Here is a 13,077-nt window from a genome sequence, read left to right as displayed (position 1 = left end):
GGGCGGGGATTTCTGCTGAATATCATGGCCATCTGGAATACACCACCCAAGGGGGAAGACCGACATCGGGATACTTCCCCAGGTTTAGAAATGTTTTTAAGCAAGAAACCGATTTCCTTAGAGGTTATGCTGCCGGATTTTCTGCCAACAGAGGAAGCTATTCCGATCAGAGCGGTATCGGTATGGACTTGAAAGAAAGTTTGCTCAACCCAGATAAATACGGCCCATGGAGAGTGGGTTCGCACATGATGGGGGAAACCATTCCCAAAGAGAGCAATTATGTCGCTTTGGATCCAAACCAAAAAGACGAGTGGGGTATCCCTTTGCTCAGGGTTAACGTGGACTATGATGACAATGACGAGAAGATGGTCAAGGATTATTTGGAGCAGATGACGGAGATGTTTGAAAAGGCAGGCTTCACCAATATCCAAACCCGTGATGACCGCAGAGCACCTGGATTGGATATCCACGAAATGGGCGGCGTTCGCATGGGCAGAGATCCGCAAACCTCCTTGCTCAATGCCAACCACCAATTGCATGCCGTACCGAATGTGTACGTCACTGATGGTGCCAGCATGACTTCAACAGCTACCCAAAACCCATCCTTGACCTACATGGCCTTTGCCGCCAGGGCAGCACACCATGCGATGAAGAATATGGGGTAAAATCAAAAATGGAAATATTTAAAGCCCGATAGACTAGGTCTGTCGGGCTTTTTTATTAACTTAATTTTATTAGAATGTAATGAAAAATGCCTTTCAAACTTAGTTTTTTTTCAAGGTTTATTTTTTCACTTCTCCTATGGAATATTTCAAGGGTAGAAGCACAATCACTAGATGCCTATCTGGAGGGTTTTTATGCATCACGTCAGCGTGTCAATCTTGAAAAAGTATATCTCAGTCTTGAGAGGGATATTTTTTTGGAAGAAGACCAGATCCTTTTTCACGGAGTCACGGTAAGCAGCTTTGACCATAGGATTTCGGATCTAAGTATAGGCCTGCATGTAGAAATTCTTTCCTTAGAGGGAGAAGTGCTTCAGTCAGCAAAATTCAGGTTGGAAAACGGCATCGCCCATGGTCTGATAGATTTTAGTCTGGCTCCGGGCAATTATATTCTGATGGCATATTCCGATGTAATGAAAGACCTTAGTGCTGCTTTTTTTAAAGGGTTTACAGTACTTGATAAGACAGGTAAATTCCCATCAAAGGATAGCGAAAGTATCCTACTTGAAGTATTTCCGGAAGGAGGAAAGCTGATTGGAAAGATGGATGGGTTTCTTGTGATCAAAGCTTCCGATGCTTCTGGGAGAGGTGTTTCCACCCAAGGAGAGATTTTCACTCAAAATGGAGAGAAGGCCGGCTATTTCGAAACCAATGCATGGGGGCTGACCAAGATTCCTTTTCAGCCAAAAACCGGTGAATCGTACTACTTAAAGGAAAATCAATGGGAAGGGAAAAAGTTTCCCTTACCCGAAATACAGGAAAAAGGGACTACATGTAAGCTGGCAAATATCAAGTCAGCTGAAAGGATAGTTTTTGAAATTCAGAGCAATGAAGTCGCGCCTGATGACAGCCTGACAGTTTTCATTTTTAATTTTCAATCTCCTCTTGTCTTGAATCAATACCAATTAGGCGAAGGTAGCCTCACTGTGAATGTTCCTTACGGGATTTTGGAAAAAGGAGTCCATCAACTTCAGGTACATGACCAGGCAGGTCAAATACTCGTCAAAAGGCTGTTTTTTATCGAAGAAGAAAAGAAAGCATGGGAAATGGGTGTGGATTTAAGTGAAAGTGGGGTGGAGGTAAATTTTCCTGATGATTTGCCCACTACTATTTCATTTGGTGTATTGAGGTTTTCTTATGCAGAATCAGATGACTCCATGTATTCTCTGGGAGATTTTTTGGAGCTCAGGTCGATGTTTTTGAGTGATATGTATGTGCCCAAAGGTTATGATATCACTGATAGATCGGAACTATTGGACCAAACCCTGATTACCATAGACAGGTCTCATTTGGATTTGCCGGAGAATAAAAAAACCAGTACTTCCAGCTACGATGTAGGGATATCCTATGCTGTTCAATTCAGAAATCAAAGAAAAAACACTCCCCTTGCCAATCAGCAGGTGGAATATTTTTCTGAGGCTTTGCCTGGTTTTGTAGGCGAAGGAGAGACAGATGAAGAGGGTATCATGGAGGTACTTCACCTCAATTTTATGGACAGTGCTTTATTTCATTTCAGTATTCCTGACAAAAAAGTCAGGGGTTTTGAGTTGCAACTTTTGAATCAACAGCATGGTAGTAGAAAGGAAGTCTTGCCACAAAGGGTTCTTTTTCCATCCACAAAAGAGGAGGATGATCTTTCAGGTCTTTTGAATCAGCAGGCTTTGGTAAAAATCCCCAATAATACCTTGATAGATTATGAACTGGAGGAATTCACCCTGGAGGTGGATAAGAGAAACTATGATCATAGGTATAGGTCCAGTAGGATGTTTGGAAATCAGGGAGGTAAAAGAAAAAAAGTAGATGACAGCCTGACCCGTCATCCGCATCCTTTGAAACTTACAGAAAATATGGGGGTTAAATTGGTTTCTACTCCTACTGGAGGTTACAGGACTGCTGATGGGCTTGCGATTTATTGGGATGGGATGAGATTGACTCCAGCTACATTGATAGATAATTACAGTGCCAGGAGTGTTGAAGAGGTGGAGGTATTTCAAGGCGGACCTATCATGTTCTACAGCAAACAATCTGAAACAATTAATGAATATGATCCTTCAAAATTAACCCTAAAGGGATATCAGAGTTTCCCAGCTTATGCCCCAAATAGACTGATTGGTTCATCGGTATTTCATCCTTTAAGCAAAGACGAGGACAATGCATTAAGTATTACAATAGATCTGGAATCTATAATCTCAGTAAGCTATGAGGGTTTAGATGAAAATGGCGAGAAGTACCATGTATTGAAAAAAATGAAATGAGTCTCAAATAATTAATTTAACATGAAAAAATGTAGCTTCTTTTAACTTAATGGTAAAATATTTCGTAAGCTTATAAGAAGCTACTATAAATCCTCATGAATGTAAAAAAAACTTCTTTTTTATTCGTGGCCATGTTGGTATTGCCACTGGCCATTTCTTTTGCCCAAAACCCTATTGACAGGTTGGTAGAGAATATAGAAGCTTATCATAAAACTTATCCTTTTGAAAAAATTTACCTGCATACGGATAAGCCACATTACTTTCTTAATGATACAATCTGGATCAAGGCATATGGTCTAATGGATCTGGGCGAGGAGAATTCGGCGAAAACAACTTCGGTTCCACTTTATGTTGAATTGTTGCAGCAAAGGGCCCTACCCTATGTTTCACGTATCATTATTAAATTGGAGGATGGTCTAGGGCAAGGAGATATTGTATTGCCTAGGAATCTGACACCTGGTGTCTATACTTTAAGGGCTTACACAGAATGGATGCGGAATTTTGGAGAAGAGGTGTTTTTTGAGAAGAATTTATGGGTTGGTGAACTGGGAGATGGTTGGACTTTTGAGGAAAGTCAACCTGATTTAAGGTTAAACTTTTTTCCGGAAGGGGGATATTTGGTCAATGGAATCAGCAGTATGGTAGGGTTTAAAGCGACCAATGCAAGAGGAAAAGGAAAAGACATATTAGGGTATATTCTCAATAGCAAACAGGATACCGTGCTTAGGTTTGAATCTGAATATATGGGGATGGGTTCTTTTGAATTCATGCCTAAGCAGGGAGAAACCTACGAAGTAGTAGCCAGGTCCTCTGAGCAGGTTTCCAAAAAACTTAGTCTGACCAACATTCAGGAAGAGGGGATAGTCTTAGCGATTGATACCTATTCGGATGAAGATCTGGTTAAAATTAATGTGCAGCACAATATCCGCTTTCCTTCCCAGCAATTACATTTATTGATACAATCCAGAGATAAGATAGTCCACAGGATCGATTTCGATGCTTCAAAAAAAATTCATGAATTTGAACTGTTTCAAGATGATTTTCTCCCCGGTATCCACACTTTTACTCTTTTGGATGAGGAAACCCGTCTATTGGCAGAAAGGATCGTTTACTTGCTTCCTTTTGCTCAGGGAAAGGCCAATTTCATAACCGAAAAATCAACTTACAGCGCAAAAGATAGGGTCCGGATGGATATAGAGGTGATGGATGAATTTGGGTCTCCTGTAATGGGAAATTTTTCGGTTTCAGTCACGGATGCTTATCAGGTAATGCATTTGGACCATGCTGAAGACATAGTTTCCTATTTGAACCTGGTCTCAGAGCTAAAGGGCGTCATAGAAAACCCGGGTTATTATTTCAATCAAGAGAATCCTCATGCGATCAAATATCTGGATAACCTATTGCTTACCCAAGGTTGGAGGAGATTTAGTTGGGAAAATTTATCCAAAATGAGTGATGATCCCAAGTACTTGGTCGAGTCAGGTTTATCCCTGAGTGGAAGGGTTTTTAGAGCCAATGACAAGCCAGTGGATGAGGTACATCAATTGACCATGTTGGTGCAGCATTTCTATGGAGGCCCGATTATTTATGAAGGGCAGACAGATTCTTTAGGTAATTTCACCTTTATAGGAATGGATTTTCAAGATACTGTTGGTATCTATTTGCAGGCCCATTTAGAAATTGAGCGAAGGAGAGGTAGAAAAAGGGAAGTAAAACGAAATGATCTGGAAATATTTGAAAAGGAGATTCCTGAGCCGAGAATGGCAAGTCTGGTTGGATTGCCTACAGGTGATCAATACAGAGATTTTGATGATTATATTGTTACAGTCAAGGAAGCCAGGGATATAATTGAACAATACCGTCGAGGCAGAGAGCTTGAGCTTGGAGAAGTGACCATTAGAGGAAGAAGAAGTGAACCTTTTCCGGATAACAGGGCCATTCAATATAACAATAATCCGGAGTTGAGTATGGTTGTCACCGATGAGTTTTATGGTTTTCAGAATATTTATCAGCTAATAAGGGGAAGGTTTCCTGGGGTAAATGTAGTAGGGAATGTTTTTGATTTTGTAAATCCGCCAGCTATATTGATGCGTGGTGGTCAAATAGGTGGCTCCGGTCTTCAGGGTGCCAGGATTTTCATTGATGGCATGCCAGTAGATCCTCTATGGGCGATGAACCTTCCAGTGCCGGAGATTGAGCGAATAGATATTCTAAGGAGTTTGAGCAAATCATCTGTTTTTGGAGCTGACGGGGCAGGTGGAGTAGTCAATATCCTAACCAAAGGGGGCAATCCCAATAGGGATTGGTCAGAAGTGGATGTTTTGGGGAATGCCACGATTGTTTCCCAAGGTTATGCTCCAATCCGTGAGTTTTATACCCCTCCTGCTGTACCGGAAATCAATGCCCCATTTGCTCTGGATTTCCGCTCCACGATTTATTGGCAGCCCATGGTACAGACCGACCCTAGGGGTAAAGCCTTTATTGAGTTTCGGTTGACGGAAGGGAGTCCGGATGTAAGGGTAAGTTTGGAAGGACTATCCGTTAAAGGGGAAGCGGTTAAAGCCCATTATACCTTTAAAGTTTCTGATTAATGAACACCAAAAATTTTCAAATTTCTTTTTTCTTCTTGTTGGTCTTAAGCTTCTTAGATTTTCCTTCCACCTATGCGCAATACGTGATGAAAGGGAGGGTAGTGGACGCAGAAACTTTTCAGCCGGTAGAATTTGCAACGGTGTTTATCAATAATTCTACTTTCGGAGATATTACAGATAGAAACGGTGTTTTTGAAATCCCAATTCCTGCGGGGAATTACGAACTGGTGATCAGCTTTATGGGTTACCAGACATTTAAATTCCCTTTTTCCACGCAGGAACTCAGGGAGTCTTATGAGTTTCGGATTCTTCAAGAGCCCATTGATCTGGAAGAAGCAAAGGTGCAGGACAAAAGAGACAGGGAATGGTTTAGGAATTTAAAAATTTTTGAGGAACTGTTCTTGGGTAACAGCATCAATGGGAAAAAATCGGGGATTTGATTCCGTTTGATTATAAAAATCCAAGTAGTCAATGAGAGAAATGTACGTCATTCTGAGTTTTTAAAATTTGGCATTTACAGAAAGGTAATGACATTCCCCACCGTCATCCTGATCCGCCACAGGCGGAGAAGGATCTCCCATAAAATAGGAGACCCCCCGAAAGTATCGGGGCAGGCTTTCGCTACACTCAGGGTGACGGTTAGTGTAATCTGTCAATGGTAATCCGAGGAACAGCCTGTCCCGCTAAACGGGAAGGATGAAGGATCCCCCATATTTTGGGAGATCCCCCGAAAGCATCGGGGCAGGCTTTTCCTTCGTCAGGGTGACGGGCGTGAAGTTCTGTCAACGGTAGATTTCAACATTTAGGAAAATGTTCAGAAAAAGAAATGACAGTCATTGAAGCTTCATCCCTCTCTACCGCAGAGGGATATTTGTGGTAGTTTTTTATAAATCACATAGGAGGAGAAACATAGTAAACATAGTTTTCCCTGGATCAACCGTTTGATTTTAAAAACAAAGGTTTGCTGCTGCCCTGCTATGTTTTCTATGTCGCTCCTCCTATGTGGCAAATAATTTTTTAAACACAATTTGTCCCGAATTCGGGATAGAAAAATATTACATAAATTTGAATTTGTCATGCCTTAAAAAAAGGAAACAATTTCCGGTCTCTTTGAATCAGTTTGACAATAATGGACAAATATTTGCAAAAAGGTTTTAACTTTATTTTGTCTATCTTGAAAAAGATTAAACTTTGTTTTCTATTCCCTCTTAATTTCTAATTTCTATGAAAAAGTATTTTGCCGTCCTGGTAGTCTTGGTTTTTACTGCATGTTCTCCCGCAACAAAGATTACGCGATCCTGGAGTAGTCCTGAAAAAAGCACTTACGGGTACAACAATATGTTCGTTGCCGTGGTCTTAAGTGACATCACGTTGCGCCAGGTCATCGAAAATGATATTCAAAGTAAACTGCAAAGAGTAGGTGTTTCTTCTACTGTGAGCAATGCCACCATTCAGCCCAATTTTTGGACCAGCACAGATCTGACAAAAGGCGCCATGGTCAATGTGGTCAAACAAAGTGATAAGGATGCCATTATGACCATATCTTTAATTGATGTGCAAAATGAGCAACGCTATATTCCGGGACACATGATGATGGGAGGACCTATGATGGGACCGGGTGCTTGGGGAATGGGTAATTTTGGGGGTTTTTGGGGCATGAACCATGGCATGATGATGACCCCAGGTCATGTGGTCAATGATAGAAAATATTTTGTTGAAATCAATGTTTATGATATAGCCTCTGAACTTTTAGTTTGGTCAGCCCAATCCAAAACAATTAATCCAAGATCTCTGGAAAAAGCCTCAAAAGAATTTGCTGAGATTGTATTGGAAAGAATGTTCGAAGAAGGTGTTATCGGCAGCTAATTATCAAACCAACCTCTACCAAGAATTTTCAGCTTTTTTAGTGCCCGAAAGTGATAGTAAATTATTGTTAAAACAGGACAAAAACTGATAACAAATATTCTGAAATCCGTATGAAGGAATAATTTGTTTTAGAAGTTTAACCGTTTAACAGTATGATGCTATGAAAAAGTTTATGGTTTTTGCGGCGTTCTTGGTGATTTCGGCATGTTCACCCTCTACAAGAATAACGAGGTCTTGGGTTGGTCCTGATAAAAACAATTATGGCTATAATAATCTATTTGTTGCGGTAGTCTTGAGTGATGTTGCCAAACGTCAGGAAATTGAAACCGATATTCAAACCAAATTAAGTAGAATAGGGATCAATTCTACGACCAGTAATGCTACCATTCGTCCCAGTTTTTGGACTAGCACAGATTTGGATAAAAATTCCATGATTGAAGTGGTAAAGCAAAATCAAAAAGATGCCATCATGACGGTATCCTTGATTGATGTGCAAAATGAACAGCGCTATATACCGGGAAATATGATGATGGCAGGACCGATGATAGGTCCGGGTGCTTGGGGAATGAATCATTTCGGCGGTTTTTGGGGCTGGAATCACGGGATGATGATGACCCCAGGTCATATTGTCAATGACCGTAAGTATTTTATGGAAATCAACGTGTACGATACGGCTTCTGAATTACTGGTGTGGTCAGCACAGTCCAAGACCCTAAACCCAAGGTCTTTGGAAAGGTTTTCTTCAGACTTTTCACAAGCAGTTTTGGAAAGGATGTTGGTTGAAGGAGTATTAGGCCGCTAATTCTTTAAGTTATTTTGATGATTGGCTAAGGCCTTCTCTGTGATTAGCAATTACTGATCAAACAGAGGAGGCCTTTTGTCTTGCCAGTCTGTATGTGCCTGGTAAGCCCTACCCAATTGGATCAATTTTTCTTCATCGAATAAGTTGGCCAGGAAGGTAATGGATACCGGACTTCCGTTTTCCAGAAATCCACTGGGCATGCAGAGGGCAGGATGGCCAGTAAGGTTGGTGACCTGCAATTGATTGCCACCAAAGGAAGGGGTTACAATCACATCATAGTCAGAAAAGAGGGCATGCATTTCCTCAATGAGAATATTCCGGAACCTGTTGGCCTGAATGTATTCAACCGCAGGGATAAAGCGGGAGGAGCGGAATAAGTTAGGCCAGGCATTGCGGTGTTGGGCTACCAGCAGCTCATCTAAATCCAACCGGGTCATTTCATCAAAAGCCGCAGCCCCTTCTACATACAAAGAGATCAACATGGAGGAAACATCCACAGAGGTTTGAAGTGTTACAGGATGTAACTCAACACCCATCGCTTTTAGGTCTTCCAAAACCTTTTTGTCAAATTCACTTGCCCTATCTCCTTCAAAAAAGGGCGCAAAATAACCTACTTTAAGTTCCTTGTAGGATTTTTTGGCATCATAATTAAATGCAGCAGCAATGGTGCTTTTATCTCTTGGATCAAAACCATGAATGACGGAAAGCACAATGGCATTGTCCAAAGCTGACCTGGACATCGGACCTATCTTATCCATGCTCCAACTCAGGGCCATGGCACCATGACGGCTGACCCTACCGAAGGTGGGCCTTAAGCCGGTTACTCCATTGCGGGTGGAGGGTGAAACAATGCTTCCTAATGTTTCTGTGCCGATGGCGAATGGAACCAAGCCTGCACTGACTGCAGAACCCGAGCCGGCAGATGAGCCACTGGATCCCTGTTCTAAATTCCATGGGTTTTTGGTTACCCCTCCATACCAAACATCTCCCATGGCCAAAGCGCCTAATGTGAATTTACCTACCAATACCCCTCCTGCTGCTTCCAGTTTTTCTACCACGGTCGCCGTTTCCTCAATCACCTGATCTTTGTAAGGCGTGGCCCCCCAAGTAGTCTTGGTTCCCTTGACAGCCAAGAGGTCTTTAATCCCATAAGGAATGCCGTGCAATGGCCCCCTGTAATTTCCAGCTGCCAACTCCGCATCCATTTTTCTCGCTTGCATTAGGGCCTCCTCTTCCATCAATGTGATGAGACATTGTAGCGTATCGGCATATTTTTTAATTCTATCCAAATAAATTGTGGTCAATCTTTCTGAGCTGATCTGTTTGTTTTTAATTAAAACGGATAAGGCTGATACAGGAAGAAAAGCGATATCATTTTCCTTTTCGGGTAAGTTTACCTTTTCAGGTAATCCCCAGTCAAAAGGAGCTTGGGTTTGAGATGGTGTAAACCCATGAGGCAAAGGGTTGAAGTACAGGGCAGGCGAAATGGCATTTTCTATTTTTTGCTCTCTCATCCGCTCAAAACTGTTGCGGTGATTGGTAAGGTTCTGAATCATACTGTCCTTTTCTGCCTGACTGAATTCAATTCCGATCAGGCTTTCTGCTCCTGAAATGGCAGCAGGGGTAATTTCCCCCGCTTTTTTTCCAGCGATAAAACCAATAGAGAGTAAGCCTGCCCCAAGGATAAATAATCCCAGCTTTGACTTGTTTTTGAATAGCATCATGTAGTTTTGTATTTGAATAGTGAACCCTAGGATCTGATTTTAGTTAAACCACGGAAGATATAAATTTCTTATGAGCGACAAAAACGGCATTACACCAACTTTTCCTATGCAGATGAGAGGACTCCTATTGCTTACAGGAATGTACAATATCGCTTGGGCTGCATTTTTCAAATATTTTGGAGAGGATTTTTTAAGGTGGTTATCTATGGACAGCACTTGGACAGGAGCCATGCAGAGCAATTGGTTTGGAGGTATGGGTATGGTCTCTGCCTTTTTGGTCTTCCTGAGTGCTTTCTACCCCATCAGTTGGAGGTATCTGACTTGGGCAGGAATTCTTGGAAGTTTGGTTTTGTCCTTTTGGTTTCTCATTGCGTTTATTCCTGAATTGGGATGGAATAAAAGAACCATATTTCAATTGGTATTCAATCAATTGTTATGGCTAATCCCCTTGTCTGTTATCAGTATAAGGGCCATAGAAGTAAAAAAATATATAGAGACCATTGAAAAATAAGCCTACTTTTCATTGTGTATAAATCACATATTATTTAAACTGCCAATAATTATTCAAAACCCGCAGTAATAATGAAAAGAAGGCAGTTTATACATCAATTGAGTTTGACCACCGTAGGCTTAGGTCTTATCCCTCATCTTTCAATTGCCAATATTATGGGAAACACCAATTTCGGGGTGGCTCTTTTCACTTTGCCCAAGTCACTATCTGAGGATTTTGAAGGGACTCTAAAATTGATAGCAGAGACAGGATATAAAGAATTGGAGTTTTTTGGACCTTATGATTTCAGTACCCCCGCTGCCAAGGAAGGTTGGAAGGTGGCTGCTACTGCCTTGGGTTTTTCCGGTAGTGGATATTTTGGACATTCTTCTAAAGCGCTCAGAAGTATGCTGGACAAATATGGCTTAACTGCACCATCTATCCATATTGATCTCCCAACCTTGCAGGAAAATATGGAAGCGGTAGCAGAAGCTGCCCATATTGTGGGTCATAAATATGTAGGAATTGCGATGATTCCCGACGAGATGCGACAAAGCCTGGATGACTATAAAAGAACCATTGATATTTTCAATGAAGTAGGTGCCAATGCCAAGATGCATGGTTTGACATTCTTTTACCACAATCATGGTTATGGCCATGCTCCTATGGAGGGAGAAGTTCCTTTTCAAATGATTTTGGAAAATACCGATCCTGAAAATGTCAAAATGCAACTGGATGTTTTTTGGTTTACAGCGGCTAAAGTTGACCCTGTTCAAATTCTCGAAGCTAATCCAAGCAGATTTATATCCCTACATGTAAAGGATATGAGAGAGCTGAAAACTTTTGCAGGAGATGGAGGCAATATGGGAGAATGGATGGGATTATTCCCCTATTTGGCAGATGCGGGTGCGGGCGTGCTCGATCTGGAAAAAATATTGGCAACGGCCAAAAAAGCAGGGGTCAAGCATTTCTTTTTGGAGAAAGACCTGACCCCAGAACCTGAAAAAGCACTTCAAAATAGTTTTGAGCACCTTTCAGGTTTAAAACTTTAATGGGAATTATAATAGAATAATCAAAAGGATGACAATGATGATCAAAGCACCCGTGGAAATATATAGTCCACTGCCACGGTTCTGCTTTGCTTCTTTCTGGAGCGCTTTTAATTCTGTCCTGATATCCTTTTTTTCTTCTCTGCTCATCTCGGAAAAGTTCATTTCCTTGATTTCCATGATTCTGGATTCAACCTCTTTGAACCTTTCAAGTTCAGATTCGGTAAATACTTTTTCTTCTTTTGCTGGCCGCTCATTGGCCATTGCCTGATGGCTTCCTGCAAGGAACATGGCTGATACCAAGGCAAGGTTCAAAAATGTTTTTTTCATATGGTTTTAAAATTTGGTTTCTACTTCAAACTACCGATCATATCCTCAGGCCTTACCCACTGGTCAAACTGATCATTGGTCAACAAACCTAATGCCAAAGCTGCTTCTCTAAGGGAGGTGCCTTCTTTGTGTGCTTTCTTGGCAATGGCCGCGGCATTTTCATAACCGATATGAGGATTCAGTGCCGTTACCAACATCAGAGAATTCTCCAAGTGACGCTTGATAAATGGCGTATTGGGTTCGATGCCGATTGCACAATTGTCGTTGAAAGAGACGCAGGCATCACCTATCAATCTGGCGGATTGAAGGAAATTGGTAATCATCATGGGTTTGAAAACATTCAATTCAAAATGGCCATTTGAACCGCCTACTGAAATGGCCACGTCATTGCCCATTACCTGTGCAGCTACCATGGTGATTGCTTCTACCTGGGTTGGGTTTACCTTACCTGGCATGATAGAAGAACCCGGTTCATTTTCTGGGATAAGAATTTCCCCGATACCTGATCTTGGTCCGGAAGAGAGCATACGGATATCATTGGCAATCTTCATCAAGCTTACTGCCAATTGCTTCAAAGCCCCGTGGGATTCCACAATGGCATCATGGGCTGCTAAGGCTTCAAATTTATTGGGTGCTGTTACCATTGGTTGTCCAGAAAATTGAGCAATTTTCTTGGCCACCAATTCTGCATAGCCTTTTGGGGTATTCAATCCAGTTCCTACCGCGGTACCTCCCAATGCCAGTTCAGCAAGATGCGGCAGGGTGTTTCTTAACGCTTTAAGTCCATGATCCAACTGGGCTACATACCCAGAAAACTCCTGTCCCAAAGTCAAAGGGGTGGCATCCATAAAGTGGGTCCTTCCGATTTTCACCACATCCATAAAAGCCTTAGACTTTGCTTTCAGCGTATCCCTTAATTTTTCTACTCCCGGGATGGTTGTTTCCATCACCATTTTATAAGCAGCAATGTGCATGGCAGTAGGGAAAGTATCATTGGAGGACTGGGATTTGTTCACGTCGTCATTGGGATGGATTTTTTTCTTGGCGTCCTCCAAGGATCCACCTAACAACACATGGGCCCGATAAGCAATGACTTCATTGCTGTTCATGTTAGACTGGGTTCCCGAACCGGTCTGCCATACCACCAATGGGAATTGGTCATCATGCTGACCTGTCAGAATCTCATCACAAACCTTGGCAATGATATCCGCTTTTTCCTGATCCAAAACGCCCAATTCTGCATTGGTC

General features: G+C 41.8%; 11 protein-coding genes. 8 read left to right on the top strand and 3 right to left on the bottom strand.

Annotated features, from left to right (window positions below; translation table 11 throughout):
* The 6 genes from B879_RS18225 to B879_RS18200 form a co-directional block, all read left to right on the top strand.
* A partial coding sequence (locus B879_RS18225; protein WP_040401128.1) for a GMC family oxidoreductase occupies window positions 1-665 on the top strand: 665 nt, incomplete at its 5' end.
* A gap of 86 nt (window positions 666-751) precedes the next feature.
* Window positions 752-2,977, top strand: coding sequence for a hypothetical protein (locus B879_RS18220; RefSeq protein ID WP_009186687.1), 2,226 nt, complete (start codon window positions 752-754; stop codon window positions 2,975-2,977).
* Between the two features lie 95 nt (window positions 2,978-3,072).
* Complete coding sequence (locus tag B879_RS18215) at window positions 3,073-5,568, top strand: TonB-dependent receptor plug domain-containing protein (RefSeq protein ID WP_009186686.1); 2,496 nt, start codon at window positions 3,073-3,075, stop codon at window positions 5,566-5,568.
* Window positions 5,568-6,008, top strand: a complete 441-nt coding sequence (locus tag B879_RS18210) for a carboxypeptidase-like regulatory domain-containing protein (protein ID WP_009186685.1) — start codon at window positions 5,568-5,570, stop codon at window positions 6,006-6,008. The genes B879_RS18215 and B879_RS18210 overlap by 1 nt, the downstream gene beginning before the upstream one ends.
* Window positions 6,009-6,792: 784 nt before the next feature.
* Entirely contained in the window at window positions 6,793-7,434 is a 642-nt protein-coding gene (locus tag B879_RS18205) for a hypothetical protein (protein WP_009186684.1), read from the top strand.
* A 160-nt stretch (window positions 7,435-7,594) separates the two neighbouring features.
* The gene (locus tag B879_RS18200) at window positions 7,595-8,236 is read left to right on the top strand and encodes a hypothetical protein (RefSeq protein ID WP_009186683.1); all 642 of its coding nucleotides are present in this window, start codon (window positions 7,595-7,597) and stop codon (window positions 8,234-8,236) included.
* Between the two features lie 50 nt (window positions 8,237-8,286).
* On the opposite strand, the gene B879_RS18195 is transcribed toward B879_RS18200, so the two are convergent.
* On the bottom strand, window positions 8,287-9,960 hold the full coding sequence (locus B879_RS18195) for an amidase (protein WP_009186682.1): 1,674 nt from the start codon (window positions 9,958-9,960) through the stop codon (window positions 8,287-8,289).
* A gap of 70 nt (window positions 9,961-10,030) precedes the next feature.
* On the opposite strand from B879_RS18195, the gene B879_RS18190 reads away from it, so the two are divergent.
* Together B879_RS18190 and B879_RS18185 are read left to right on the top strand one after the other, a co-directional pair.
* Window positions 10,031-10,471, top strand: coding sequence for a hypothetical protein (locus tag B879_RS18190; protein ID WP_009186681.1), 441 nt, complete (start codon window positions 10,031-10,033; stop codon window positions 10,469-10,471).
* A 71-nt stretch (window positions 10,472-10,542) separates the two neighbouring features.
* Window positions 10,543-11,502: a sugar phosphate isomerase/epimerase family protein gene (locus B879_RS18185; RefSeq protein WP_009186680.1), complete on the top strand. Its 960-nt coding sequence runs from the start codon at window positions 10,543-10,545 to the stop codon at window positions 11,500-11,502.
* Between the two features lie 6 nt (window positions 11,503-11,508).
* Here B879_RS18185 and B879_RS18180 read toward each other — a convergent pair whose 3' ends face one another.
* Together B879_RS18180 and fumC are read right to left on the bottom strand one after the other, a co-directional pair.
* The gene (locus B879_RS18180; RefSeq protein ID WP_009186679.1) at window positions 11,509-11,829 is read right to left on the bottom strand and encodes a seryl-tRNA synthetase; all 321 of its coding nucleotides are present in this window, start codon (window positions 11,827-11,829) and stop codon (window positions 11,509-11,511) included.
* 20 nt (window positions 11,830-11,849) lie between these two features.
* Window positions 11,850-13,077: class II fumarate hydratase (fumC, locus tag B879_RS18175; RefSeq protein WP_040401127.1), on the bottom strand; the 1,228-nt coding region annotated here is incomplete at its 5' end.

The organism is Cecembia lonarensis LW9 (assembly GCF_000298295.1).
Lineage (GTDB): Bacteria > Bacteroidota > Bacteroidia > Cytophagales > Cyclobacteriaceae > Cecembia > Cecembia lonarensis.
The sequence above is the reverse complement of the archived record's forward strand: the minus strand, read 5'-3'. Positions and strand labels throughout refer to the sequence as shown.